Here is a 26,798-nt window from a genome sequence, read left to right as displayed (position 1 = left end):
TACCCATGTGATGGAATAGTTTCACATAATATAAAAATATTGTTAGAAAATCGTGTCGAAAAATATTTTTTTGACACCCCACCAACGGGTCAAACCGTTGATAAATCAACATTTATAGAGGGAGGATTTTACCCGCGGAGATTTTTAGAATTGAATATGGGTAAAAATAAACGTTTGATATTGCCTAAAAGGTCCCCAAAACGTTGTCAATGGTAAAAATAAAGGCATGATATTACCCGAGATTCAGTCAAATACCAACAGGCGGTAAAAATGAAAGGAGGATTTTACCCGCGGAGATTTTTAGAATTGAATATGGGTAAAAATAAACGTTTGATATTGCCTAAAAGGTCCCCAAAACGTTGTCAATGGTAAAAATAAAGGCATGATATTACCCGAGAATCAGTCAAATACCAGCAAGCGGTAAAAATAAAAGGAGAATTTTGCCCGCAGAGACTCTTAAAATTAAATAAGGGTAAAAATAAACGTAGGATATTGCCCGAAAGGTCCCCAAAACGATGTCAGTGGTAAAAATAAAGGCATGATATTACCCGAGATTCAGTCAAATACCAACAGGCGGTAAAAATAAAAGGAGAATTTTGCCCGCGGAGAATAAGGGTAAAATAATGTTTTCAACTTGATAAGTAACCCGCCAAGCTTAATTGGCGGGGGTGTAGTATGGGATTTTTTAAAAAGTCCATTACAGCAGCATTTTAATTTTGCTCAGTCGTATTTTCCAATTCTTCATCAACCATCTCGTCCAACCGTTCAATCAATTTTACAGCCTTTTCTTTTTCAATTTTTCGATAATGATGATTGCCGCCTTGTTCCTCGTCCATTTCATCTGCTAATTTAACAATTTCTTGTAATGGGGTCCTTTTAATAAAACCTTCCGGCATATAAGAATCCGTATGAAATAAAATGGCCAAGGCAATATCTTTCGCGATAATTGGATTTTCGCCTAATCGGATCAACAATTTATGGGCTCGTTCTGCACCTTTGATCGCATGAATATCATTTTTTCTGTATAAATCATAATCCCATTTTCCGTTGCTATACCAAGTATAATGACCCATATCGTGGAGTAATGCCGCTTTTGTTGCCAAGTCAACAGAAACATTTGATTTTTTGGCTAGTTTAAATGCATTGTAAGCACAAGCAATTGCATGGGCAATTCCGGAACGGCTCAGATATTTTTTTGCAATATGATGATTGAAAATTTGAATCAATGTGACATGTCTCATTCTAATCACCCTAATAAAATTATTAACTTGTATTATAAAACAATTCGTGTTGTTTTTGTAACAAATGGTATTAATCGAATAAAAAAGAACCTTATTACGAAAATGTTTTATATTCATTAAAATTTTTAAAATGGCTGGTAAATCTGCACGTTTACTGAGTAAAATAAAGGGTAAGAAATAGTTTAATAGAAGGATTTTTACCATTTAAATAGAAATGATTGTTGTCTAAGAATTGCTGTAACCCCTGAGTACAGCAATTAATGAGGTACAAGGAGCCATCGATTGTACCAGTTTAAAACAAACAGTTATTTAAAGAGGTTATAAAGCATGGGCATCGATTTGCTTACTAAACTTGAGGAAGAAAAGGACCAATGGATATATAAAGCTCTTGCACGTTTTGATGAAGAGTTTCTTCGGTTTAACGGTCAAGATTGGCTGAATGAATTATCAGCCGGGGAAACACCGGAACATCAGATTATCCAGATGAAAAAGATGCAGTACAGCATCTACAGGAAAAAAAGTCTGGACCTGGAACAGATAGATCAAGAAATTAAACGAATGAAGAAAAGTTTAACAGAAGAAGAGAATAGTTATCAGGAGCTGACCTTAGAGGCACAAACTATACAAGAGGAGATTACCCATTTCCAAGGGCTGATAAAGAATTTAGATAAACTTCAATTGGAAAAATTCCAGTGTGAGATACATACCAAATTTGAATTAGATCCAAAAAAAGAGCATGTAGTGTTTAAAGATAGAAAAACCAGCAAATTGATTGAATGTTTTAACAAGGCGGAATGGGCAATGGCAGAGTTCTATAAGGAGCAGCTGGAAGAGTCTGTTGGGAAGTTAAAACAAATGATGCATGATGCTGCTCCACCCATACTACATGAGATCCAAACCAATCCACCGGCGGCTGCTTTATCGTTAAAGCATGGAAGAGGGTTTGATCAATACATAGTACTGAAAAATTTTGAAGAGGATTTTAAGATTGTTGCGGACACGTTTAATCGAAATAACACAATTGCTTATAACTATTATGCAGACCAATTGAATTGTTTGAAGGAGCTAGGGAAAAGAGAGCTTACGCAGTTGTGTGATAGAAAAAAGACCTTTCAAAGTATGGCCGTTAAAAAGGCAGAAAAGAAGCAAACATTGAAAAGGCAAAAGGTAAAATGGATTGCTAAATTAGAGGAAAGACGATCAAAGGTGGAATGGGCATGGAATCAAGATTTGGAACAGCTGCAAAAACTGGATACCATCCTAAAGGAAGAATTTGTACAGGCTGTGTCAGAATGGCAGGCGAAATTGCTTGCAAAAGAGTCAACGGATTTGGAACGATGGATGTATTATCAGTACTGTCAAATTATTTTAAAGCAAGCAGAAAGGATTATTGAAAATGAGTACTTCGAATACAGTCGTGGATGAAAAATATAATGAAGCGATTCAATCTTTAAAAAAAATCAATAACCTTTTATTTTATGATGAATTAAAGAACCTGTTAAAGGAACGTGAGCAAACACTTGCTGAATTAAATGAGGAAGTATATGAATCTGTAGAAAAAATGCAAAAGTCGTTAAAACAGGTTCCTGTAAATATCAGTGAACAGTTAAAGGAAGAAATCATTACACCGCAGTCAGAGTTATTTGACAGCGAGATGAATCATTTCAATGAAAATATCATTGTATTGGAAAAAAAGATATCCCAGTGGCATCTGCAATATCAAGAATATATTGCGAAGACTGAAAAGCTGCTGGTGGATTTAAAAGAATTGCAGCGGAATGATTATAAATTTATGGACATGCAAACCGGAAAAGTGCTGGAAGCCCTTCGTTCCTCACAGGTGGAAATCCATGGTCTGTTCTCAAAGGAGCTTAGCGAACAAGCTTCCATAATGAATGTGAAATATGAATCCATTGGGGAAAGACTGTCTTCTATTCTTCAAAACCTTACAACTGTTGAAGCGAATCTGATGGATGTGTCTGAGCAAGTGGAAACCCGGCTGCGCCATGACCAAAATAACATTCAACAAAAATGGAATAAAAAGTGGGAAGAAAATTGGAACCTATATGTTGAAACCACAGAGAAAAAAGAAAGACACTTAAACAAGTGGTTAATTGGGTTAGCAGTTGGTCAGGGAGTGTCCTTCCTTATATTGCTTGTATTTCTAATTTTATGGTAGGTTTTATTAATTAATATATAGTCAAAAATACGAGTGCTGGATTCGTTATCCGGCACTCGTATTATGCCACAATTGGCAAAATTATCGAAGGGTCATTGTTTGTATTCAGCATTATAAGAATTTTTACCGGAGTGAACAGATAAAAGTGTATCCGCATAGCCGACAAGTCGGTTCACAATCTCGTCTGAAACGGCATAAACAAGTTGGTGTAGTTCACTTTTGTGTAATTCAGGATCATCAAAAATGATTGTTGTCTTAATAAATATATGTTTCGTATCAAACAGGTTATAATGAATGATGGTTTTTCCGGCAGCCCCCCGTTACAGGGTCCTTATAGCTTGGTAAAAAAATATACCATTCCTCCGCGGTAGGCGAGCGAAAGTTCTTCGCGAAAGTCATTCCTTTAATTTCTGTATTAATCTTATTCTTTAGGTCATTTGGAATTACATCAATAATATTATCCTTCAAGAAAAATCTTTCCGTCGCGAAATCTAAAACCTTAGTTCAAGATTTTTGCAAATAAATTGTTGGTTTATTTTTCTTAAAGTTGATTTGTTAGAAAAGTATTATTTGGTATCTAGTTTATAATCCTCCGCATGAGGAATTTCCATCGCTGCTCTTTAGTTTGGGCTGGAGCTTCTTCGAATTTATCTGGGAAACTGACTCCAGTCCATATCCAGTAGAGCTAATTTCCAACAGTTGTTCTTTTCCTTTGGTGTTTAAATTAGTGTTATCCTGATTTTGTAAATGATCCAAAGGTTCTTTTTTCATATGTTGACCTCCATATAATTTAAATAAACGAGGATCCTAAGACTTCCTATTTACCCCGCTTTTTGTACCATTTATAGTATTAGCAAAAAGTACATATAATAGGTGAATAATTATTGGTGTTATTTTAGTATGGGAATATTGAACTTTGTTGATAAGCCGCATTAAAGAATGTTTCTTTAGCCATTGACAACAATTCCAACATTCTTTCCAAAATTGCAACGGGGTAGTCGTTGATGCAGGCTATTTGGATCCAGTTTCGAGCCTTTAAATAATCACTTTCGTAGTGTAAGTGATAGTTATAGTAATAGAGAAGGCTGCCGATTTCAACAGATGGGATTGACTTTGGAAGTTCGATCGTAACGATGATGGGCGAGCTGCTCTCTCCGTCTGTCACCAGTTGAAATCCTCGTTCCCTCAATTTTTTCTTAAGCCATTGGTGGGATTCAGCCGTTTTTACAAATGTCTCCTCTGAAATATTCTCCAATGCTGAATGGAGTGCTTCTACCAAATTGGATGAGGCAGAAAAAGGGATGCTTCCTTTTTCCATGTAGGTGCCGAGATCGAGATAGGCAGGCAGAATTGGCGATGGTCCGACTTCATGGTGGTGAAATACGAATGACAGACCGGTAAATGAGTGCAACGCCTTTCCACTGACTCCTGTTGTCAGGTAAACCCCCTCCAAGTCGACCGGGATCGCCCCAATGGAACTGATGCAATCCAGACAGAGTTTTATGTCGTAATCGCTCGAAATCTCTTTCAAAAGCTCCAGGTCATTGAGCATGCCTGTCGATGTTTCGCTATGAACGGCCCATATCCAGGTTGTCTCACGTAACAGCCCTTCAACAATCTCTTCTTTACTGAACGGTTCTCCCCATTCTTTATTTAACACATTGAAGCGAAGTCCGAGGCGTCTTGCCTGTTCCACCAAACGTCTACCGAATTCCCCATTTGTTAAAATCAATCCTTTACCGGGAACCAATGAAAGTTGTGCTGCTACCACATCATTTGCTAATGTTCCTGTACCTGTCAATATTTGAACATACTGACTGTTTACCAACTGGCAAAGCTGTTTCTTTGTTGCCGTTATCGTTTCATGAAAATGTTCAGATCGGTGGGAATAGGGAGCGCGGTTCAGCGCTTCATGTACATTATCCGAAATCGCAACGGGTCCTGGGAGAAACGAAAAGTCTTTCTTCATGGTTCTTCCAGCAAGCGATAGTTCAAACGTTTGTTTCGTTAAAAACATCGGCTGGTAACGTGCATCTTCTGTTCCGGTTAAATGGGAGAAAGGTTTAAACCCCATATGTCGGTACAATTTCAATTGCCGCACCGTTCCTGAAATAAAGGCGATATCGCAGCCCTTTTTTAGGCAATATTTTACGAGAAATTGCACCAAACCGAAAAAAACCTGTCCATTTCGGTATTCTTTTTTAACCGCCAGTAATCTTATTTCACAGGGCTGCTTAAAGGTGAACGGAAGTGACTCTTCGACCGGTCCAATTTTGCGATCAAGCGAAAAGGGGCGGTTGCTGCGGACTGCCACCATTCCAACCAGTTCTCGTTCTTTTAGGCAAATGATATATGTATTTTCGTCATGAAATGGGTCGATAAGCTTTCTTTCAGCGTTTTGTTCATGCTGCGGAATTTCTTCTGAAAAAGTTTGATAGTTTAATTGATAAATTTGTTCAAATTCGTCGTTATTATTGGCTATTTTAAAAAAATAATTAAACGTTTTGCTCATGTTTTCTCAACCTTTCTTTCATATTTTCAATGTGAGCAAGTATTACAAGCCCGACAATAGCGGCAACAATTAAAACAATCTGCCAAGTTTTGCTTTCTAATAGCATGACAATCGGGATGGTAAGAAATGAGCCTAATCCCGCAAAGGTGAAGCTTTTTGTGAAAGTATAAAGAATGAGAAAAGCTGAGATGATTATGGAGGCAAGCCACGGCTGGAAGGCCAGCATCCCGCCGATAAAGGTGGAGACGCCTTTACCTCCTTTAAGCTTTAAGGTAATCGGTTTGATATGCCCGATAATTGCGCAGCCAAGTCCCAGCAATTGAACGGTTTCAGAATAGTGTAAGGATCGGGCGAGCAGGATCACGGCTGTACCTTTTAAAGCATCTCCGAGAAAAATCAATAAAAATGCAGTCTTTCCGCCGAACCGTCCCGCATTCCGCGCGCCCACATTACCGCTTCCAGCCTTACGAATATCCACCCCATACAACAACCTCATCACCAAAAAACCAAACATTACACTTCCGATTAAATATGAAAATATATAATACATGAAATCACTCCTGGTTTGGCGCCTTTTACTAGCTTCAGTTTGCGGAATCGCTCTAAGTATCTTTGGTGTCAGGCACCAATCAAGTAAATTTGTCCGCGGAAGGGTGGACACTTAGATAGTGGTATTTTTTAACATGATTACCTTTATTTTGCGGTTAATTAGCGAAGATTTCAATTGTTTTTTAAATAAGAACATATTACTAATCATTTTAAAACTTATTCCACTTCTACATTTAGTAAAAACCTTTATCAGAATAGGATGAAGTGCAATAACGTTTGGGGCGGTGTTTTCTATTTATAAAATAATTACCTATTTTTTAGAAAGCGGCATGTCCATTTCCTTTCCAAACCACTATATAGAATATGAAGTAATTTCTATTAAGAAAGGGAAGTGGTTATTGATGGCAAAATATAGAATGGTGCGAACTGATTTTTGGAAGAATCCCATTGTTTCGGAAGAGATGACTCCTGAAGATAAGTATTTTTACCTTTATCTGCTTACAAATCCCTCTACGACTCAAATTGGAATTTATAAAATGACGAAAAAGCAAATGGCTTTTGATTTAGGTTATTCCATCGAAAGTGTGCATTCGTTAATGGAACGGTTTATCCAGCATCATAAGTTGATTCGCTACAATCCAGAAACAAGAGAACTAGCCATTAAAAATTGGGGGAGATATAACCTGCATAAAGGCGGGAAACCTGTCATGGACTGTATTTATTCCGAATTAAAAGAGGTCGAGGATGCTTCACTTATTCATTATGTTTCAGAAGCAATACAAAAAATAGAAATTCGCGGCTTATATGAATCTTTTTGTAGTAAGGATGAGAGCTCTCACGTTCAGGAAATCTACGATCAGATTGAAAATGAATCATACGTTGATTCTGAATCTGATCCGTTTGACGAAACGTTCGCGTATCGTTATACGAAAGAGGGGCAAAAAGAAAAAGAAAATGAAAAAGAAAAACAACAACAAAAAGCTTTTAATCCAAAGATAGAGAATAAACCATATTTAGAGAACACCTTAGAGAATAATCAAAATACAGAAGATGTAGAAGAAATTATCGAGTTTTGGGACTCGAATGGATTTGGTTTTACAAATGTGAATGGAAAACAGCAGCTATTATCCTGGCTGGATGATTCTAGCTTTTTACAGCCTAAAAATATCATTTTAAAGGCTATGAATATTGCTTGTGCCAATAACAAGCGTAAGCTGAGCTACATTGTGGGAATTCTGAAGAATTGGGAAAATGAATCTTTATTGACCGAGGAAGAAATAGATTCGTATCACCAGAATCAAAACCATGAACCAAAACAGATGCAATCAACCGTAGCGTATCCTGCCGGAAGGGCGATTCCAAATGGATTTGAACTTGATCTAACCGCGGGTGAAGATTGATGAGTATGGCTGAAAAAGTATTCTTAGGAAGCTTGATGAAAACAGAATACCTGCTCAATGATACCGTGATTCAACCTGAACATTTGGAAAGTATGCGGCATAAGGAATTATTGAGAAGAATGGTGGAATTAAAACGGAATGGTAAAAATATTGATTTACTTGACTTGACCACCTTGCATGACCTTGAATCTTTCGGAGGAATGTCATACTTATCGGAATTGTTATCGTATGCAGATCCTGAAAAATTCGATAAAACGGAGAAGCTCATTCTTGAATCGTGGAAGGAGCGGGAAAAGAAAAACATTTTAACTCTTGCAGCTATGAATGATTGGGAGATAGCGAAAGTAATTACCGAATTGGATAAAATTAACCAAGTGAAAATGGAAGACCACACGCCCTTACAACAAGCGCTGGCTGAGATCTATGAGGCACCGTGGGAAGATCAAATAGATTCCAAGGGTGTGACAACGGGCATCCAAAAGCTCGATCTCGTGACAGGAGGCTTTCAGGGCGGGGAAGTGACGATACTAGCAGCGAGGCCCTCGATGGGAAAAACCGATGTGATGCTTCATTTTGCTAAAATCTCGGGCTGGGCAGGGTTTCTACCGATTGTCTTTTCTTTAGAGATGCCTGAAAAGCTTATAACCACCCGGCTAATGGCTTCAACTGGGGGCTTTAACCGGGCAAAAATGCGAGATCCGAAAAGAATGCTCACGCAAAGTCAAAAGAAAATATGGTCAGACGTGATTGGGAATCTTAATGAAACCCATTTGCAAATTTTTGATGGAGCTGGACAAACGATTGCTGAAATGAGAGCGAAAACAAGAAAGCTCATGCATCAATTTCCATACAAGAAACCAATTATTTTTATCGATTATTTAACATTGATCCAATCAAGCCAATTCTACGGAGGAAATGCCCATTTACAGGTATCAGAAATATCGAAATCTCTTAAAACAATGGCGAAAGATTTCAACTGTCCCGTTATTTGTTTGGCACAGCTCAATCGATCGGTGGAATCTCGAGCCAATAAACGGCCGATGATGTCTGATATTCGAGAATCGGGCAGTGTTGAACAGGATGCAGATGTCATTTTGTTCTTATACCGCGAAGCCTATTATGACAAAGATTCTAAGGATCATACCCTTGAAATCATTGTCTCGAAAAACCGCAACGGTCCGGTTGGAACCATTGCCGTCCATTATAACGAGCATACCGGGTCCATTGAGGACCAAAAGGAATAACTTTATAAAAGCTCAATAATAATTCATTTTCAAGAGGTGCTCTCTTATGCTTGTAAAGGATGTTTATCTAGACTGTTTCCGTTTTGAAGAATCAACTTTAGCTCATTATATTTATCATTTGTTAGCGGAGAAGAAAATTACACTAGGTGACAACATATCCAAATTAGATTTAAAGCAGGCAGATCATCAAAAAGCAGCGGAAATAATTCAACAAAATGTTTTAGGGATTTATAAGTCTGGAATTTATTCCTTGAAGATGAACAGAACAGTTTTTGTCTTCATCTATGCTTGCAGTCAGGAAGAAGCCATCAGGTTCTATACCCAGACATTTCGTAAACGCCCATTGAATTGTCGTGAATATCCGCTGGAATTTCAGCTTGCAAGAGGAAATGGTGTTATTTCTTTCCGGGACATGAAGAAGGAATTCAAGAGTTTTCCGGCTATAGCGGGATATTTTATGAAACGAAGCGGCGGACAAAAGAACCAGGAGATAGGTGCTATAGGTCCAAAATCCCGAATGAAGGAATGGAACTATAAAAAGTGAATACAGGACAATTTCCCCATCATAGGATAAAACGTCTGGTCATTTAGATGTGGTGGGGGGATCGGTTTGAAGAAAAAATGGTTTATTCTATTTGTCGTTGGTTTTCTCATGTTGTTCAGTTTAAATGTTGGGGTCACTACTATTTTTGCAGCGTCAGGTAGTAAGTTGATTATCATAAATAAACAAAACAATCAACTTGCTTACTATGCTAACGGTAAGCTGCAAAAAATATTTAAGGTCGGAACAGGGAGGAGCCGCTCATTAACACCTGAAGGCAAGTTTAAAATCGTGAAAAAAATTGTCAACCGCCCTTACTACAAGGGCAAAATTCCTGGTGGGGACCCTCGAAATCCTCTTGGCAACCGATGGCTCGGTTTAAATGCACGAGGAACATGGGGAACTACTTACGCTATTCACGGAAATAACAATCCCAGCTCCATCGGCAAATATGTCAGCAGCGGCTGTATCCGGATGTATGACCAAGAGGTAGAATGGCTGTATAAACAGGTTCCCCTGTATACACCGGTCATTATTACATCTTCAAGCAGATCTTTCAAGTCTATCGCTGCATCCAATGGATATAAGGTTTCAGGCGGTGAAAGTTCAATCCCTGTTACGAAAAGTACATCCATCCTAAAACGAGGAAGCAAAGGTTCAGCTGTAAAGACACTGCAGAAGAAGCTGACTTCGCTTGGATACAATACAAAAGGGATTGATGGATCTTTTGGACCAAACACAGAAAAAGCAGTCCGCCTTTTTCAGAAAAAACACCATCTGACTGTAGATGGGATTGTTGGACCGGCAACGAAAAAAGCACTAGGAATCAAATAGTTCTAAAGAAAAACTGCTCAGGTTGTTGGGCAGTTTTTTCATGGTATAAAAAGGCACAGACATTATCAGGAGTTTGTCCAGAATAATAAGACTTTTGAGAAGAAATGAATAGTAGTTGATCATGATAAACCTAGTCATCTACTTTTTATTTATGAAAATATAATAAAACATTCAATCTTAGTTTGGTTAATTGGTTTGATTTGGTTCATAATCAGAGGCAGACTTTAAAAGTGTTTTGCTTTGGGGTTCGTTTTATTTGAATGCTTAAAGAAATGGAACAGGGATTTCTGTCCAATTTGATTTCGAAGCTTTTTTTTCATGTTGGGAACTTTTGATGGTAAGGTAATCAACGGTTTCCTGTGTTTCGGTTAACTCAACTCTGAAACCGTTATATTTAGACTTAATATACGATCAAGTTTTTCTTCCATATGTTCGAATTTTTCATTCATTAGATTCTCAAGATCAGTTTTGAAATCCTTAATATGGTTTTAAGGTCGGTATTCAGTGTATTCAATTCTTTTTTAATATGGGCGGTATGCAACTTTAAAGCTCGCAATATTTCTTTCATCCCTGACTGTACTTTAATCTCTCTTCCTCAAGTGTATTATATCCTTTTAGCTAAAATGTTTCCTAGTCAAAATGCGATTCTATTCAACAATTTACTAATAGGGAAACAAGGAAAATTGAATATTTTATAAGGTGCCTGAAATGATAGAAGAAAAATTTATGAGGTGTCTCTTTTTTAAAAATAAATGAATTCTATTTGAAAGGACGTTGAACTCCAATTTAAAGTAATAGTTTTTTATAAATTAGAAAAAAATAGTTCTTAGGAAAGGAGGGATTGCGAATGTTTACGAAAAAGCGGTTAACAGGATTGCTCGTATTGTTTTCTATGATTGTGGCTGTGACAGCTCCAGGCTCACTCGGCGTATTTGCCGAAACTCAGCCCATAGAAACGGTGAAAGCCATGGAAATCGAGTTGAATGACGATTATTTTAATCCTAAAGCCATAACTATTCCCAATGCGACAACTACTACATTGATATTGAAAAACAAAGGGAAGAAAGAGCACACCTTCACAGTGGAAAAACTTGGAGTTGATGCTGAAGTCCAGCCAGGAAAAGAAAAAACCATTACCGTGAATCCGAAACAGCCCGGTACATATGAACTGATATGCCGGTACCATTTCAGGGAAGGAATGGTTGGAAAAGTAATAGTCAAATAACAAGCAGGGCCAATTTGGCCTTGCGTTTTTGTTCATTGAACAATTTCAAAAACAGTACCTTGATTCAGATCGGTCACTTTCATAGAGCCATAAACCCCTAAATATAGTATGGTTTGATCCAAATTCGTTCCCAGACTAACATAATAAGGTGTTTGATTCCCAAAATGATAATCGGTTTCAATCATACGAAAATCATTTTGTTTGCCATCTGTTCTTACTTTGGTATAAGCTAGAACTCCTTTAACAGTAGGCTGCGATGGTACATCACCGGCAAGATCGGTAAACACAATGCTTCCCGTTAAATCGGGGATTCCACTGCCCATATAGGCTTGCACCCCTGTAAGTGAAGTTCCTCCAAACTTATCGGGCCTTGGATCTTTATGAAAATAATAAGTTAAAGGCTGAAGACGACAAGCGGAAGTTTTTACTGCTTCATCGTAATAAGCAATTGTTTTCTCATTTAAAGACGGATTTTCAGTGCAGCCGCTTATAAATGAAGTAGGAAAAGCACCTTCCCATCCCCGCCAGCCAAAGTTAATAAATCCTGTTTGGTCAGGTTCGATGTGACTTAAGTATGCTTGAACAAGGCGGGTAACCGGTATTGGTTTATAATGAACAAAAGAAAAAATTGACTCTACCAGATCCTGACCAACATTTCCTATATATTTAATATATTGATTATAATATATTTGAAATGAAATACCTGGGATATTACGAACCCCTTTGGCAATCACCGTAAGCATTTCTTGAATAGGTGCCGGAAGTTCATTAAAACGTGTGACGACAGGCGGATTATTAATAACATGATTCTTATTGACATCAATTTCAATGATTTTACCGGCAATTTCCATATCGTCCTGGCTTAAATTAAATGGATCATAGCCTGCGCCGCCATCCCCGGTTGTTAAAACAAGTTTTCCTGTTTCAGGTGAAAAGTTTAAACTGTTGACACCATTATGGTTGAAAAACGGTCTTCTTAAATTTAGTAATGTCCTTCTTTTTTGAGGCTGACCATTTGATTGTAAAATCCATTCTTCAACTGTATCAATATGATCATAATGAGTTTCTCTTTTTGTCCACTTTAGGTTTAAGGTTTCGGAATGACACGGTTCAGGCTTAAAATGGTCTGAAAGTGCACCCGGACCTTGTGTTCCCGACGCTGTATAATGGAGATAAAACAAACCGTTATAAGTAAATGCGGGATGAAATGCCAACCCCAGCAAACCCCGTTCATCATAACCACGACCAGAAACACCTGGTTCAGAACTACCAAGCTTTATGATTTTTTTACCGATATTTAAAAAGGTCCTTATATCCCCATTTCTTATGTAAAAGATTTCTCCAACCTGGGTTGCAATAAATAAACTTTCCATTGAGTCGCCCGGAAGTATAGCTGTTTTTAAAACTGTAGGCAAATTTACCTTTGTAACAATGGGCCGCAACCGAACCTTCACTTTTTTCACCGGACTATACACCCCTTTTGATGGTTTTCTTTTATAAGAATATGAATCAAACGGTTCTATTAGTATTAGAGCCGGAAACTCATGGGGGATTTTCTTCATGAATGTGATTTCGGCGTCATGATAAATATGTCAGAAGTGAACTAAATAAGACAGAAAAGTGCAGCCTTGATTTTAATGAGAAGGCAGGTAATGTAAGACGATTGTCCATCAACGAAATAGGTCATTCAAAAATTGGGAAGCGAACGTATAAATTTGCTCATTGCTTATCACAATGAAAACAGTTGCTATCGAAAATGTATTTGGTGATAATAGGAAGGTAAGTAATATAATAGGAGGTAATTATTTGGGAAGATTAGTACATTTCGAAATTCATGTAGATGACATGGACCGGGCGAGTAAATTTTATGGGAATGTATTTGGATGGACCTTTCAAGACTGGAGTGAATATGCTGGAATGCCTTATTTCGGAGCCGTGACTGGTGAGGAAAACGAGCCTGGAATTAATGGTGCATTGATGCAACGTCAAAGTCCTCCTCCACAACCCAATCAAGCTTTAAACGGCTATGCTTGTACGATGGGAGTGGAAGATTATGATGCAACTGAAGCGAAAATTCTAGAGTATGGCGGCAAGGTTGCATTACCAAAATACGCACTACCAGGAATGGCATGGCAAGGATATTATTTAGATACAGGAGGAAATATCTTTGGTATTCATCAACCAGATCAGAAAGCTAAATAGCTTTTTTATTGAATTCAATATAAATGGATATGAGGGTTTATTAAGGACGGATAAATAAAAGAATGCATCTAACTTAAACCTGACAAGTTTACTATTTGTGAGGTTTATTTTTTTGTTTTTATAGTGAATTTGATTAAATTGACAAATCATTGTCTGTGTTCCAAAAAATGTTATAAAACAGAAATTTCAAGAATAAAATTTAGGAAAAAGAACTGCCTGTCATGTGTGTTTTTATAGTCCTGCCCATTGAAATATTTGTTTACTTGCCGACATAGGATCGGTCTCCTTCCATTGTCATGTACCATTTTGAAAGTTCGGCACTTATTTTATATATTCGAGGTGTCATGCGACAATTTCCTAATTTAAACAAACTTCTCCTAACTTTCCGTAAAATAACCTTTAAATATATTAAGAGCCTTTATCGCCTCAATAAGCTCTTTCACCAATTTTATTCTTCGAAGTTATTTATATCACCTGAAAAGATACAGATATTCAGAATTATTATACTAGGTTAAAGTTTATGTAGATAGACTTGTCATTCCAAAGTAAAATAATGGAATGTTCTGGAAAAATTAAGCTGATTGCAGCAGGTTATGTCTATACATTTTGCTGCGGAATATGACGGTGATTGGTGGATGGACTAAATATGGGACAGGGTGTGGCAGTGAGTTCTTGAGAGGGTTGGATGGACCTTTAGCGTTAAGAATAGTGTCAGGCACCAACCAGAAATCTGAAAGGTGCTCGGCACTATTTCTTTTAAAATTTCAATGCAATATTCTCAAGTTTCATATCGCTTTACGTTCAGTTCCCACTATAAATTTTATAAATGTTGATATTTTTACATATTATGGCCTTTTTCAATTTAAGAAACCTTTTTAGGGATAAAAAGGAATCTAAGAAAAGAAGGTTGAATTAAATAAACTAATTGGTATTACAAGACTTAGGAAATAAAAAAAGCCTGTCATTATTCATGTTTGTGTTTATATAAAGGGGTGTTAACAATGCCAGACGTAATTAGGAATTGGAAAAGAAAAGAAGGGTCTATGAGAGAGTCAGCTTGGCTAGAGAGTGGAATCAGGATATACCAAAGCCTTTTACAAAAATATCCTGAATGTACTGAATACAAGATGGAACTTGCGAAATTATTAGTCCGGTGTGGGACTGATGAAAAATTGGTATATGTGAATGAAATGAAAGCTGCTAAACTGTTTAAAAAGGTTTTAGAGCTTTTTCCAAATCATGTGGATGCTTTATATCGGATGGGGCATGTCAGCTATGAAACAAAAGATTATAATATGTGCATTGAATACTTTTTAAGAGCTATAAAGCAACCTTTGTCTGATATTAGATTGTTACGGGCATATGCGACAATTGCAAAAGCTTTTTATCATCTAGTAAAGGATCGGGAAGCCTATTGCTTTTTAAAAAAAGCGAAAGAGTTAGACAAGGAGAATAATTTCTCTAGTGAAATAAAAGAAGTGGAAGCGCTTATTACACAGGAGGGGTATTCCAGAAGAATCGTTCACTATCCGGATGGCGATATTGAATTTGTAAGTGTGGACGATGCGGAGGATTTACAAAATAATGATGAATCATATGAAGGGACGTTAGATTTGGCACATCTTAGTCCAACCTTTTCCGGTCCTAATGATACAGAGAGGTTAGAAAGAAAACAAGCAGAAGTCCTAAGTTACTTGATTGAAAAAAACAGGTTTGTTACAAAGGAAGAACTTGTTATGTACGTATGGTCAGAGGATGAGGCACCTGAGCTCTCTTCAATCAAATCCATTATATCTAAAATAAATAATCAGGTAAAAAAATGTTTACCTGGTGAGTGCGGGAATCCCATTGTCAACAAGCGTGGGCATGGCTATAAGTGGAATTCTATTGATACTAAAATTATAAAAGTTCTATAATGAGACAATTTCCGAAGGTTGCGTAAGTCGCAACCTTCTTGTTTTACACTGAAATCAACAAAAGCAAAGGAGTGGTAAAGAATGAGAAAGGTATTTGTATATGGAACCTTACGTAAAGGAGAAGGAAATGCCCATCTTAAAAAAAATGCATCGTGTATCGCAGAACAGTGTTGGACTAATGGTAAGTTGTATGATGCAGGATATGGCTATCCAGCCATGAAACAATCACAATCATCTTATGTGTACGGTGAACTTTACTCAGTAACGGAGACTGAATTAAATCGTCTTGATGTACTGGAAGGATATAGGAGAGGTGGGTCATCCAATTTATATGAAAGAGTCGAACAAACAGTATATACAGACAAGGGTCAATCAAATGCCTATGTATATGTAGCAGGTCCAGAGATGTTATTAAACAAAAGAATACCTTGGGGTGATTGGAAGGAGTACAAATGGACAAAAAAGCAAAACGATTCAATTCTTTATTTTGCCTATGGAAGCTGCATGGACAACAAACGATTTATCGAAAAACGAGTAGATGCCTACTTTCAGGATATGCTCGGGGTTGGCGTGCTTGATAATTATACTCTACGTTTTACCCGCAAATCTAAGGAAGATGGTATGGGGCGAGCTGATATTGTGGAGGAAGGTGGTAGGGTGGAAGGCAAGGTCTACAAAATTCCTATTGAGGCTTTAAAAAATTATCTATATCAACGTGAAGGTGCGCCCACTGCCTACCGTGCGACTTTTGTAACAATTAAGCTACATGGTAAGGACATACAGGCACTTACCTTTACTGTTAAGGACAAGGAAGAGGAAACTGCTCCATCGGCTAAATATGAAGAAGAAATCCTACGTGGAGCAGATGGTTATTTATCAGCTGATTATATATCAAAGCTAAAAACTCATATAAATTTTTTAAAAAATCTACATCAAACAATAGGAGGAATGTGAAATGGGTACATTCACTGCGCAAATTTTGGTTGGCCAGAAGCATTCATATGACAATGGAATTTTAAACATTTCACACACGCTGTATCTCTCGGAAAATAGCAGACCAGCATGGATTTTAACACCAGCAGACATATTTAAGGAGCATGAACCAACTAACTCAAACAGAGTAACCTGGATTCCAACACTAGAAAATATGCTGGAAGACGCGCTCGTCATGATTGGACTGTATGTTTTAAAAGATAAAAATTTAATCAGATTGGTCAATCAATATTTTCAAGATGCTAACAAAGAATTCATCGAATTGTATCAGGATATTCATCCTGAAAACCTCCAAGAACTATATATTCATGTAAGGTCAATCACTAGCTCCCATAAAATTTTGCTTTCCGTATTTCAAGATTCGTCTATTTTAAAACAAATCCAAGTTCTGAAGCATTACCAAAATGATATTGAAGTGTGCAAATCCATTTATAGTAAACAATTTTCACTTTGGAGCAAACAGTTTGAAATCAATGGATATTTAGAATAAAAGAGTAAGGCAAAATGTCCCCTCCCAGCAGAACCTGCTTGGGATGGGGACTTACCCTTTTTTAAGTCAACGTCTAAACTGCCTTCTTCGAAATATATTATAAGTCTTCAGGAGTGCCAGGCAACGCAAAGTTAAAAATAGAATAGGCCTTTTTAAAAAATTGATTTTTGTAACGGAGAAATTACCTTAAAGAGTAATTTAATAGCTTGGCCATGTAAAATCTTTTTGATAGTAAGTTTTTTTCAATTTGGCCAAATCAAGTTCCCATTCCCCAATTGCGTAACTAAATTTTCTTTGGCCATTTTTTTGGCCTTTTCGTAATCTGATATTATTCGCAATTGTGTAGGCAACCTTTTTTAAGCCTAATGCGGGAACAGCCTTTTGAAGAATAGACCAGCGTTCTGCCCTGGTAAGGCCTGTAATTTGGTATCCTTGTTTTTTTAATTCACTATTTTCATTTAAGGCAGTTTGCTCTTGGGAAGGATGCTTTGGTTTGTCTCTTAAATCAGTACTTGGCCATTTAATTGTTACTATGGGTTTATTAATTGTTTTTTTTGTTTGCGGTTCAACATACTTTACTGCTTTTATTCTTCCTGGTTTAACTTTTTTATGAATTTCTTCTACATCCTCAAACGTTATAAATGCTTTTTTCTTTTTTTTGCTGCCTTCTTTCAAATAAACGGTTACGTTATGGTATTCACCATTAAAAATATTAAGAGACTTATTTGAATAAATAGGAACAAAAACATCTTTTTTCTTTAATTGTAAATCTATTATTAATTGATTGAGCTTAACTGTATCTACCATATGCAAAGCCTTTTCATAAGTAGGAAACTTTAATGGATCTTTTGTAATGACTATATTATCAAAATCGTAATGTACTTTTTCTAAAATTCGTTCGGTTTCTTTCATATTGAATACTTTATTTTGTTTAAACCTTTGTATTAATTCATTTTGCCATTTTTTATCTTTAACTTTTTGCTTTTTAATGCAGTCTAATAGATATGAATATAGTTGAAACACACTATTCTTTACATCTAACCATTTCTTACTTTCGTGGGTTTTAACAAGCAGTTCTCCATCTAAGTCAAATAAGTAAGCATACCATAAAAAGAAACAAAACTCCGCTTTTGAAACGTTAAAATCTAGAAAACTCCATTCCACTTTAATAATATGTGATAATGCTTCTGCTAATTCAACTTCAAATTGATAGTCCATTAATAGTTTTAGAAATCGAATGATTGTTTTTGGTTCATTTAAATTAAGGGAACAGTCTAACAGTTCGGGATAATTTTCCTTAAGAAAATGAGTTAAATAAGCTGTCTGCTTACTTCGAAGTGTTGATAATAATTTGAAAAAGTTTGCCACTATTTTATCAATAAATTCATTTTCCAAAACTTTAATTGCCTTGACAAGATGAAAAATGTTATTAACGAAAATCCTAATGTCGGAATCGTCATTAGGCAGATGTATGGGATTTTTGCAAAGTAGTTCAAGTGAATAATGCACCGTTTCAAGGTCTTCTTTCTCGATGCTTTCATTAAATTCCGAAAGCAATAATAAAGAATGGTCTAATGTAGAAGAGGAATATGAATGATTTTTTTCGATTAAAGGTTTACTATTTTTTATGTTTCTGAGTTCTTCAAGTAATGTACTTTTTTCGTTATTTATTTTTTCAATTTCATACCGTAGATTCTTATTTTCTAATTCTAACGTAACAATTTGTTCCTTATAGGCGGCTAGAAGTTGCTGCAGCTCCATTTCAAGATTTGAAATAATTTGGTCTAGGCTAGACATATTTAAATCCCTTTCTATTTGTATTATTAATATTATAGTAAAAATTTAACATGTATATGACGCTTTCTCAAAAGTAGGATGAAAGAAAATAGTTAATTGGTACTAATTATTATTATTGTTTAAGTATTAAGAGAGAAATATAAAGACCTAATCACTGTATAATAAAAACTGTATAGGTTAATTAACATATTTATCTACCATTGGTAAAAATCAACGGGGCCTAAATAGTCCTTTATTTTTATTTATAAGACATTTATTAACATATATGTATTACAATAGATTCATAATATAAAATTAAGAATGGGTGATTTCTGTTGTTTTCATTGTTTGAAAAATTATTTACCCGTGCAAATGAGTTAGGGGTAAGTGAATTTACTAGTTATTTCTTACTTTTTCAATTTCTTCTTTTTGCAGGATTACTAATATTTCAGAGCATTAGAATTTATAAAGAAATAATTATTATGAAAAAGGTTCAGTCAGAACTTATTCATATTCAAAAAAACTCTACATCTAAAGCCTACGAGATTGACCGCCAAATAAATGACTTATTTTCTAAGGTAAAAAAATCAAGATACAAGATGTTATGGGAACGTTATTATAATCGAGTTTCGGAAAAGAAAGAGGACGAACGGATTAATGTTGAACCGTTTTTCGGCTATGACATCATGCATTATCATATGGGTTATCGTTCCTTAATGGATGTAGGTGCAGGAATTAGTGTTAGTATTGGTGTACTAGGTACATTTATAGGCTTATCAATGGGATTATCAGATCTCCATATGGGTAATACAGAAGCATTAAGGGCAGGTATAGGTGGATTATTGAATGGTATGAAAGTTGCGTTTTATACATCTGTATGGGGTGTTTCGTTGTCTCTTCTATGGACTTTGATTGATCGCTTAATTAGTGCACAGTTAGATCGCAATATCGACTGGCACTCAGAAAAGATGGATTATCTTTTAAGTACAGATGATGAAGAGCTATTCTTAAATCGTTTAGAAAAAATAACTAGAAGTCAATCGGACCATTTAAAGACCTTGTTGACTGACGCATTAGAAAGGGCTATGCAGCCAATTGTAATGACTATAAAGGAATCGAATGGGAATGTTAGCAATGCCTTTTCACAATTAAATGATCAATTTTCGAAATTACAAACAGGTGTAGAAAACCAGTCTAAGCTGTTAGAAAATCAGCTTGAAGTTACTAAAAATAATGGCAATGATATTTCGGATAGATTAGTTGAACAGATTACAGGCGGAACTCAAGAATCTATTGCGGGATTTAGTTCTTTAATTAAGGATTCCCAAACAATGCAAACGCAAATGGTTCAGACTATCAATCAAGTGGTTGATAATTTTGCCTCAACACAAACTAGTCAATCTGCCACTTTGGATCGTACAGAACGATTATTTGAAACTTTTGAACAGATGACATCAGAAATGAATCAAATGAGAAGCAGCTATGCAGAAGCATCCAATTTTATGGGTGATTTATCTGTAATCTTCCAAAATATTCAAAGGATGACTCAAGAACAATTGCCCGTGCAGCAGCAAGTGATGCAAAGTAATCAATCATTAGCCGAAAAGTATGATGGATTAACAGAACGGTTTAAGGAATTCAATTCAAATGTTGAAAGAAAATACGAAGGATTATTAGAAGAAGTATTAACAATTTCAAAAGGATTGACAAATGCATTCCAACAAATGACAAATAAGTTTTCCGAATCCCTAAATATTCAGTCGAATATGTTAAAAGAATCGGATGTATTGCTCCAAAATGTAAAAGGGGTTGTGGAACATATCACACCTATTGCCCCTGAATTAAAAGAAGTTGTAGGTAATATCCATTATCTAAAAGAACAGCTTGTTAATATGCAGCAATTACAAAATACATTACTTCCAGAATTAGTTGCCATGAAACAACAAACAAATGAAGTGGTTGAGGAAGCATTAACCACAACCAGAAGTTATATGAGTGATATGAGAGATCAATTAGATGTCATGAAATCAAATTGGAATACGACAAGAGAGCAATTTGAACAAACAAGGGAAACACTCCAAGTTTCGGTCAAAGATTTCTCCGAAAACATCGATAATGGCTTATCCAAAACCTATCAGAACTTTGACGAAACGTTGACAAATGCGGTGAAACAAGTAAGCCAGCTGGTTTATCAGTTTAGTGATTTACAAAAGGATTTTGTTGATACATTAGAAGAATTGACTGGGGAAATGAACAGCAAGAAGAAAGCCGTGAATGCTAAATGAGAACGAGAAAAAGAGAAGAAGTAAACTATTGGATGTCTTACGCTGATTTAATGAGTGCAATGCTGATGGTGTTCGCACTCCTTTTAACGTTAGTCATCTTGGACTATAAGGAACTTCTGGATAAAAAGGAAAAGGAAATTCAACAAGTTGTATCAGTTAAAACTGAAATTATTCAAGCATTAACTGAACAATTTAAAGAATCCAATATGGCTATTGAAATTGATCAACAGACAGGAGCCATTCGTTTTCCAGGAAGTGTGCTTTTTTCAACTAATTCTGCCGAAATTTCTCCGCAAGGAAAGAAATTTCTAAATGCATTTATTCCTAAATATTTGGATATTCTGCTGCAAGATAGGTTTAAAAATGAAATATCATCCATTATGATTGAAGGCCATACTGATAAAAAAGGGACATATATTTATAATATGAAGCTGTCACAGGACCGCGCTTTTTCTGTGTTAAATTATATTTATAGTGATGAATTTCCAAAGTTCTCTAAACAAGCATTATCAAAAAGTTATATTACCGCAAATGGCAGAGGCTTTAACCAGCCTTTAAAGGATGCAAAAGGAAAAGTTGATTCAGATCGTTCTAGGCGGGTCGAATTTTTATTCCGCTTAAAAGACGATGAAGCGATTAAAGCTATTCAAGAGTTGGTGGATGAATGAAATACGAATATCAACCTACAATGCTAAAGATGTGGCTAAGAGATAATCGTGAGTTAAAAATAAGTCAGTCCATTGAAAATATAAATGAAAAGTATAAAAGTGATATAGAGTTTCTCAAAGAAAGCTTTAAGGTTGTTGAACACTTTCCGATTGAAAGCTTCTCAAATTGGGCAAATGAATTGACACGCCGACAAAAGCTGCTTTTACCAAACCTATATCATCAGGACTTGAAACTTGATATAAAGGAAAAATTGCTCCAAGTTATTCGAACAAATGCAAAAAGTGAAAAGAGACTTTTTCGGGTTTTAGTGGATTCTTTATATCAATCTTGTGATTTAGAAGAACTATGGAAAATAGTGAAACTTTCGTTTGAAATACATCAAGAAAAACTTCAAAGAAGATTTACGGAGGAGCAAACAGATAAGTGGAATGAATTTTTACACAGTCAAGATCCGGTCCATCATTTAGCTGTTCGAGCATATCATAGTGATGACAATTTTTTGGAGGAATTAGAGAGTTACTATTTAACGGATAACTTCCCACTTTACAAGTTAGTCTTAATGGAAGTCTTTACGTTTGCGGACGAAAGTTTTTTCATCAAAGAAAAAGGCCTTTATAAAAAATATTTTAATTCTGCTACAAATGAAGAACAGCAGAAAATGGCGGAGGGTTTAATCAAGAATTGTAAGCTTAATAATGTAAAAGATCTTGGAAAGTTAATATATGAAAGACTAAAAACATATAGGCGTAAGCCAATGTTGTGGAACAAGGTTAGGGATGAAGAAAAGAGACGGTTTGCCAATTGGATTTTAAAAATGGAAATCAGAGACTTCTTCGGAAATGTTAATACAAACCATGAACGGTATCAATATTGGAAGAAGTTTATTGTAAATCTAGAAGACGTAATAGTAACGGATAACCGTTCAACCCTTATTATGTATTTTCCAGATGTGGTCGTTATGGAGGTATTAGGGACTGGCGCCGTTTATGTTTATAAAACGTCTCATTTTTATCGTTATTATCAAAAGAAAATTGATAAAATGTTGGCAGAAAGAGAAAAACATCAACATTCCTATTATGTTCCTAAAGAGGTTCGGCGTTCCGAACTTATGGATAAATACCGAACAGTCCCTGGTGGGTGGTTAACCCATTCTGGAGACTGGCAATTCAAGTTTGATTACTGGCTCCATTCGAACCTTGGTTGGGAGGTAGATGTACGTGCTCTTCTTCAAAAAGAAGCAGAAAGAGATGAAGGTTTTATTGAATCCTAATGAGTCTGGTGTTGAAATTGACTTGCAATTGGTTGAAGGGAAAGTAACAACTCCAGTGCCCCTCCCTTTAAGTAAGACAGAAATTGAAGAATTGTATAAAGTACCAGGCTTTATTTATTATGTCGCTTGGGAGGAATTATTCGAAAGTGACTTGTTAGATAACAGTGTACTTAAATATGAAGATTATTACCGAATTCTTACAGAAGAGGATGGGGTAGATATCCTTCAGCAATTGGGTTTACCAATTGAAGAAATGAAAGTAACGGGTGAACTGCTGTTGAAGTCTTTACCTCAAGATGGTGATGTTAAATTGGAATTGCGAGATGAGGAAGGGAAAATATTAGATCGTGTTGGGAAACAAACAGGGTCTCTCTTTCAAAGAGGGGATATTCTTTATTTACTACCAGAATCAATATTTTCCCTTAAACAGGCGATTCTTGCAGATTATGAAAATGGCTATCAAAAGGTAGGAGTTTGTCAACAGTTTGCTAAAGAAGCTGGCATTAAATTGGAAAACTTTTTAGAAAATGAATCCTATCATGTGTTGGATCATTATGATATAGACGTGAAGGTACATAGCCATGACCATATTGAGCTGTTAGCAAAAGGATCTGATCAACTAGAGACTGAACATTTAAATCAACTGTCTACCGTGGGCAGTGTTAAGAATGGTTTCAAAAGGGACCGGTTTGTCAAAACAAATGATGTAACAGTTGACTTGCAAAATATATTCTCAAAAAAACATATTACGGGCGAAGATGTTCCTGTTTTCCTAGAAAATCCATCAGCCATCCTCCCTGAACATGACTATCTGATTGATCTTGAGGCTTTTTCTGAAAGGGTTCGGGGACTTATTCCTATCGAAAGAGTTCGTCCGAGCTTTGGTGAAGGAACAGGAATTACATGGTTCAGTGAGGAAAGTGGTGATTCTGGAGGGTATGATCCGGATTTCTTAAAAGAATTAATGGAAAAATACCCAAACCAACAATATGTTGAGCATAAAGGGAAATGGATTTATCTTGACCCAACACTTAGAAAGAAACTATTGGATTTGCCTGCGGATGAAGAAAATAAGATAAAACAGCACTATGCCCTTGATATAAAAGACAATGAAGAACAACTAGATTTTCTGATTGATAGCAACAACGATAAAAAGTTTAACGCATATCCAATTCCATCTACTTTACAAGCAGATTTATTTGAACATCAGGTCGAAGGCTTCCAGTGGTTATGTCATTTAGAGGAACAAGGAATTGGCGGACTATTAGCAGATGATATGGGATTGGGTAAAACTATCCAAGTCATCACCTTCTTATTACAACAAAAGCAGAAACAAACATTGAAACCAACACTAGTGGTCTTACCAATAGCCTTAATTGAAAATTGGATAGAGGAAATACAAAAGTTCGCACCTGGGATGGCTGGCAGTATGTATATCCATAAAGGAAGCAGCAGACTGAAATCATCGGAAATGATTTCTCAATATGACCTTGTCTTTACAAGCTACGATACCCTGAAGATTGATCAACTGCTATTAGGAAAAATTAAATTCCATTCGATTATTTGTGATGAAGCCCAAAATGTCAAATCACACAGCAGCCAGCGTTCACGCGCATTGCGTGCCATGCAATCAAATTTCCGCTTAGCTATGACAGGAACACCGGTTGAGAATAGTTTAGAAGAACTATGGGCAATTATGGATTTTGTCCAGCCGGGTGAATTAGGTTCATTAAGGGAATTCAGAAAGGCATATATACAAACCAGCGACTATGTTGGGCTGTTAGATAAAATTCGTCCATTTTATTTAAGAAGAACGAAAAAAGAGGTATTGGATGACCGTCTGCCAACCAAGCATGATGATATAGTTAAAAAAGTAGAGGTTTCAAAAGTACAACGTTCCATTGCCTCCTCTATGCTGCAGACTAAGGAAACAGGACAAATTGCAATCTTAAATATGTTGATGAGGTTAAGACAGCTTTATGGACATCCTGGAGTAATAATTCCAGACTATGAAACCTTACCTTTAAGTGAAGTGCCAAAACTTGAAAAATTAATAGAAATAATTGACAAGGTAAAACAAAAGAATGAGAAAGTCCTCATTTTTACTGAATTTAGAAAACTACATTCTATTTTAAAACGCATTTTTATGCAAAGATATGGGATCCCGGTTCCTGTAATAGATGGTGAAACGAATAACCGGCAATCTGTAGTTAAAATGTTCAATAAATCACCTGGTTTCGGGGTTATGATTCTATCACAAAAAGCTGCCGGGGTAGGTTTGACTATTACAAGTGCCAACCATGTGGTTCACTACACACGGTGGTGGAACCCAGCGGTAGAAAATCAAGCAACCGATCGTGCATACCGTATTGGACAGGAAAAAGATGTGTATGTTTACCAAATTATCACGACAGATCAAGCTAATTTTCCGCAAGGAACGGTAGAAGAACTTATGCATGAATTACTTGAAAGAAAGCGTGAGTTGGCCGAAAACGTTATTGTTCCTTTTAACATGAGTGAGATGCAGAAAGAGATTGTGGAGAGGTTGGCTGTGCAGAATGTTATGTATTAGTTGTTGAAGCGACTTATAGGTTAATTTTATTTAAATTTGTGGGGATATGAAATCCTCATTTCGCCCCCGACCACCGGTATCAACTAAAGTTTAGAAAAGTAAACTAACGTTTCTTACGATTTGTAAGAAGCGTTTTTTATTTTCTTCATCGGAGAAACTTAATAACGGTAAGTAGTACCAATACGTTATTATTTAATGAAATGGTTGTTTTTAAATTTTGAGTAAGAGTAAAAAAGGTGTGGTTAATGAAGAAATTTTATCCTATAGAAGGATAATTATCCTATAAAGGAGAATAATATAATGGTTATTCCTATTTGTTTTTGAGGGGAATTTACTTCATATAATTGGTATATTATTATTTTGAATCTAATTCGCATTTCGTTTGTGTTTATAGGAGGGAATATTTTTGGCTGATATTAAATTTGAAATACACAAAACAATTGCTGTCTTATCCGAATCTCAAAAAGGATGGAAAAAAGAACTGAACCTGATTAGTTGGAATGGACGCGAGCCTAAATATGATATTAGGGATTGGTCTGAAAACCATGAAAAAATGGGGAAGGGGCTTACACTTACAAAAGATGAACTGATAAGGTTGAAAGAAGCAATCAATTTGATTTAATAATTTTTTCAGTTGGAAGGACGATAATTCCTTTTAGGCTTTTTTTATATTTAGTAGTTCACTACAATAACTGAAATCATTTCAAAGTATCATAATCATTCTTTGCAAAACAAAATACGGATTACCGATTAAGTCTTGGAAACTTTGCTATTGTTATTTTCGGGAAATTTCATGAGGATAGGGTATGAAGCAGTTTTGTATCTTGCTTGTCTTCATTTTACATGCACTGTTTGAAGTATAGGAGCGAATTGCCAATCGTAATAGATTGGAACAAAAAA

Annotated in this window: 23 protein-coding genes and 1 pseudogene; 17 read left to right on the top strand and 7 right to left on the bottom strand. The window is 36.0% G+C overall.

Annotation, left to right across the window (positions count from 1 at the left end; translation table 11 throughout):
• On the top strand, window positions 1-216 hold a 216-nt coding region (locus M3183_RS14645), incomplete at its 5' end, for a hypothetical protein (protein WP_251470831.1).
• A gap of 494 nt (window positions 217-710) precedes the next feature.
• Here the strand turns inward: M3183_RS14645 and M3183_RS14640 are convergent.
• A complete protein-coding gene (locus M3183_RS14640; RefSeq protein ID WP_251470830.1) occupies window positions 711-1,241 on the bottom strand; it encodes an HD domain-containing protein in 531 nt (176 codons plus the stop codon).
• Window positions 1,242-1,568: 327 nt separating this feature from the next.
• Between M3183_RS14640 and M3183_RS14635 the strand changes: the two genes are divergently transcribed.
• Together M3183_RS14635 and M3183_RS14630 are read left to right on the top strand one after the other, a co-directional pair.
• Entirely contained in the window at window positions 1,569-2,666 is a 1,098-nt protein-coding gene (locus M3183_RS14635; protein WP_251470829.1) for a hypothetical protein, read from the top strand.
• A complete protein-coding gene (locus tag M3183_RS14630; protein WP_251470827.1) occupies window positions 2,638-3,420 on the top strand; it encodes a hypothetical protein in 783 nt (260 codons plus the stop codon). Before M3183_RS14635 ends, M3183_RS14630 begins: the two co-directional genes overlap by 29 nt.
• A 92-nt stretch (window positions 3,421-3,512) precedes the next feature.
• Here the strand turns inward: M3183_RS14630 and M3183_RS14625 are convergent.
• From M3183_RS14625 to M3183_RS14610, 4 genes and pseudogenes are all read right to left on the bottom strand, one after another.
• Window positions 3,513-3,819: pseudogene (locus tag M3183_RS14625) on the bottom strand (hypothetical protein).
• 183 nt (window positions 3,820-4,002) lie between these two features.
• The gene (locus M3183_RS14620) at window positions 4,003-4,191 is read right to left on the bottom strand and encodes a hypothetical protein (RefSeq protein WP_251470826.1); all 189 of its coding nucleotides are present in this window, start codon (window positions 4,189-4,191) and stop codon (window positions 4,003-4,005) included.
• Window positions 4,192-4,315: 124 nt separating this feature from the next.
• Window positions 4,316-5,932, bottom strand: a complete 1,617-nt coding sequence (locus M3183_RS14615) for an aminotransferase class V-fold PLP-dependent enzyme (RefSeq protein ID WP_251470824.1) — start codon at window positions 5,930-5,932, stop codon at window positions 4,316-4,318.
• Window positions 5,916-6,482, bottom strand: a complete 567-nt coding sequence (locus M3183_RS14610) for a glycerol-3-phosphate acyltransferase (RefSeq protein WP_251470823.1) — start codon at window positions 6,480-6,482, stop codon at window positions 5,916-5,918. Before M3183_RS14610 ends, M3183_RS14615 begins: the two co-directional genes overlap by 17 nt.
• A 400-nt stretch (window positions 6,483-6,882) precedes the next feature.
• Between M3183_RS14610 and M3183_RS14605 the strand changes: the two genes are divergently transcribed.
• From M3183_RS14605 to M3183_RS14585, 5 genes are all read left to right on the top strand, one after another.
• Window positions 6,883-7,881, top strand: coding sequence for a DnaD domain protein (locus M3183_RS14605; protein WP_251470822.1), 999 nt, complete (start codon window positions 6,883-6,885; stop codon window positions 7,879-7,881).
• Window positions 7,881-9,125 carry a DnaB-like helicase C-terminal domain-containing protein gene (locus tag M3183_RS14600; RefSeq protein WP_251470821.1) on the top strand — a complete coding sequence of 415 codons (1,245 nt, stop codon included), beginning with the start codon at window positions 7,881-7,883 and terminating at the stop codon, window positions 9,123-9,125. The genes M3183_RS14605 and M3183_RS14600 overlap by 1 nt, the downstream gene beginning before the upstream one ends.
• A 46-nt stretch (window positions 9,126-9,171) precedes the next feature.
• Entirely contained in the window at window positions 9,172-9,669 is a 498-nt protein-coding gene (locus M3183_RS14595; protein WP_251470820.1) for a hypothetical protein, read from the top strand.
• Between the two features lie 66 nt (window positions 9,670-9,735).
• Window positions 9,736-10,500 carry a L,D-transpeptidase family protein gene (locus M3183_RS14590; RefSeq protein WP_251470819.1) on the top strand — a complete coding sequence of 255 codons (765 nt, stop codon included), beginning with the start codon at window positions 9,736-9,738 and terminating at the stop codon, window positions 10,498-10,500.
• Window positions 10,501-11,347: 847 nt separating this feature from the next.
• Entirely contained in the window at window positions 11,348-11,725 is a 378-nt protein-coding gene (locus M3183_RS14585; protein WP_251470818.1) for a cupredoxin domain-containing protein, read from the top strand.
• Window positions 11,726-11,757: 32 nt separating this feature from the next.
• Here the strand turns inward: M3183_RS14585 and M3183_RS14580 are convergent, their stop codons facing one another.
• Window positions 11,758-13,188: a PQQ-dependent sugar dehydrogenase gene (locus M3183_RS14580; protein ID WP_251470817.1), complete on the bottom strand. Its 1,431-nt coding sequence runs from the start codon at window positions 13,186-13,188 to the stop codon at window positions 11,758-11,760.
• A 343-nt stretch (window positions 13,189-13,531) separates the two neighbouring features.
• Here M3183_RS14580 and M3183_RS14575 point away from each other — a divergent pair, with 343 nt between their 5' ends.
• The 4 genes from M3183_RS14575 (at window position 13,532) to M3183_RS14560 (ending at window position 17,326) form a co-directional block, all read left to right on the top strand.
• Complete coding sequence (locus tag M3183_RS14575) at window positions 13,532-13,927, top strand: VOC family protein (RefSeq protein ID WP_251470815.1); 396 nt, start codon at window positions 13,532-13,534, stop codon at window positions 13,925-13,927.
• Window positions 13,928-14,928: 1,001 nt separating this feature from the next.
• A complete protein-coding gene (locus tag M3183_RS14570; RefSeq protein ID WP_251470814.1) occupies window positions 14,929-15,843 on the top strand; it encodes a winged helix-turn-helix domain-containing protein in 915 nt (304 codons plus the stop codon).
• Window positions 15,844-15,924: 81 nt separating this feature from the next.
• A complete protein-coding gene (locus tag M3183_RS14565; RefSeq protein WP_251470813.1) occupies window positions 15,925-16,797 on the top strand; it encodes a gamma-glutamylcyclotransferase family protein in 873 nt (290 codons plus the stop codon).
• Window position 16,798: 1 nt separating this feature from the next.
• On the top strand, window positions 16,799-17,326 hold the full coding sequence (locus tag M3183_RS14560) for a hypothetical protein (RefSeq protein WP_251470812.1): 528 nt from the start codon (window positions 16,799-16,801) through the stop codon (window positions 17,324-17,326).
• A gap of 198 nt (window positions 17,327-17,524) precedes the next feature.
• Here the strand turns inward: M3183_RS14560 and M3183_RS14555 are convergent, their stop codons facing one another.
• Window positions 17,525-19,123, bottom strand: coding sequence for a hypothetical protein (locus M3183_RS14555; protein ID WP_251470811.1), 1,599 nt, complete (start codon window positions 19,121-19,123; stop codon window positions 17,525-17,527).
• Window positions 19,124-19,437: 314 nt separating this feature from the next.
• Between M3183_RS14555 and M3183_RS14550 the strand changes: the two genes are divergently transcribed.
• The 5 genes from M3183_RS14550 to M3183_RS14530 all read left to right on the top strand — a co-directional run bounded on the left by M3183_RS14550 (window position 19,438) and on the right by M3183_RS14530 (window position 26,520).
• Entirely contained in the window at window positions 19,438-21,387 is a 1,950-nt protein-coding gene (locus M3183_RS14550) for a MotA/TolQ/ExbB proton channel family protein (protein WP_251470810.1), read from the top strand.
• The gene (locus tag M3183_RS14545; protein ID WP_251470808.1) at window positions 21,384-22,055 is read left to right on the top strand and encodes an OmpA family protein; all 672 of its coding nucleotides are present in this window, start codon (window positions 21,384-21,386) and stop codon (window positions 22,053-22,055) included. Before M3183_RS14550 ends, M3183_RS14545 begins: the two co-directional genes overlap by 4 nt.
• A complete protein-coding gene (locus M3183_RS14540; protein ID WP_251470807.1) occupies window positions 22,052-23,326 on the top strand; it encodes a hypothetical protein in 1,275 nt (424 codons plus the stop codon). Before M3183_RS14545 ends, M3183_RS14540 begins: the two co-directional genes overlap by 4 nt.
• Window positions 23,274-25,898 carry a DEAD/DEAH box helicase gene (locus M3183_RS14535; RefSeq protein WP_251470806.1) on the top strand — a complete coding sequence of 875 codons (2,625 nt, stop codon included), beginning with the start codon at window positions 23,274-23,276 and terminating at the stop codon, window positions 25,896-25,898. Before M3183_RS14540 ends, M3183_RS14535 begins: the two co-directional genes overlap by 53 nt.
• 406 nt (window positions 25,899-26,304) lie before the next feature.
• A complete protein-coding gene (locus tag M3183_RS14530; RefSeq protein WP_251470805.1) occupies window positions 26,305-26,520 on the top strand; it encodes a YdbC family protein in 216 nt (71 codons plus the stop codon).
• Window positions 26,521-26,798 lie beyond the last annotated feature (278 nt).

It is taken from the genome of Neobacillus mesonae (genome assembly GCF_023715155.1).
Classification (GTDB): Bacteria; Bacillota; Bacilli; order Bacillales; family Cytobacillaceae; genus Neobacillus; species Neobacillus mesonae_A.
This window is presented reverse-complemented; position numbering and strand designations above follow the sequence as displayed.

Coding starts and splice junctions, on each gene's coding strand:
- M3183_RS14640 (WP_251470830.1), bottom strand. CDS start 1,241: ATGAGACATGTCACATTGATTCAAATTTTCAATCATCATATTGCAAAA.
- M3183_RS14635 (WP_251470829.1), top strand. CDS start 1,569: ATGGGCATCGATTTGCTTACTAAACTTGAGGAAGAAAAGGACCAATGG.
- M3183_RS14630 (WP_251470827.1), top strand. CDS start 2,638: ATGAGTACTTCGAATACAGTCGTGGATGAAAAATATAATGAAGCGATT.
- M3183_RS14620 (WP_251470826.1), bottom strand. CDS start 4,191: ATGAAAAAAGAACCTTTGGATCATTTACAAAATCAGGATAACACTAAT.
- M3183_RS14615 (WP_251470824.1), bottom strand. CDS start 5,932: ATGAGCAAAACGTTTAATTATTTTTTTAAAATAGCCAATAATAACGAC.
- M3183_RS14610 (WP_251470823.1), bottom strand. CDS start 6,482: ATGTATTATATATTTTCATATTTAATCGGAAGTGTAATGTTTGGTTTT.
- M3183_RS14605 (WP_251470822.1), top strand. CDS start 6,883: ATGGCAAAATATAGAATGGTGCGAACTGATTTTTGGAAGAATCCCATT.
- M3183_RS14600 (WP_251470821.1), top strand. CDS start 7,881: ATGAGTATGGCTGAAAAAGTATTCTTAGGAAGCTTGATGAAAACAGAA.
- M3183_RS14595 (WP_251470820.1), top strand. CDS start 9,172: ATGCTTGTAAAGGATGTTTATCTAGACTGTTTCCGTTTTGAAGAATCA.
- M3183_RS14585 (WP_251470818.1), top strand. CDS start 11,348: ATGTTTACGAAAAAGCGGTTAACAGGATTGCTCGTATTGTTTTCTATG.
- M3183_RS14570 (WP_251470814.1), top strand. CDS start 14,929: ATGCCAGACGTAATTAGGAATTGGAAAAGAAAAGAAGGGTCTATGAGA.
- M3183_RS14565 (WP_251470813.1), top strand. CDS start 15,925: ATGAGAAAGGTATTTGTATATGGAACCTTACGTAAAGGAGAAGGAAAT.
- M3183_RS14560 (WP_251470812.1), top strand. CDS start 16,799: ATGGGTACATTCACTGCGCAAATTTTGGTTGGCCAGAAGCATTCATAT.
- M3183_RS14555 (WP_251470811.1), bottom strand. CDS start 19,123: ATGTCTAGCCTAGACCAAATTATTTCAAATCTTGAAATGGAGCTGCAG.
- M3183_RS14545 (WP_251470808.1), top strand. CDS start 21,384: ATGAGAACGAGAAAAAGAGAAGAAGTAAACTATTGGATGTCTTACGCT.
- M3183_RS14540 (WP_251470807.1), top strand. CDS start 22,052: ATGAAATACGAATATCAACCTACAATGCTAAAGATGTGGCTAAGAGAT.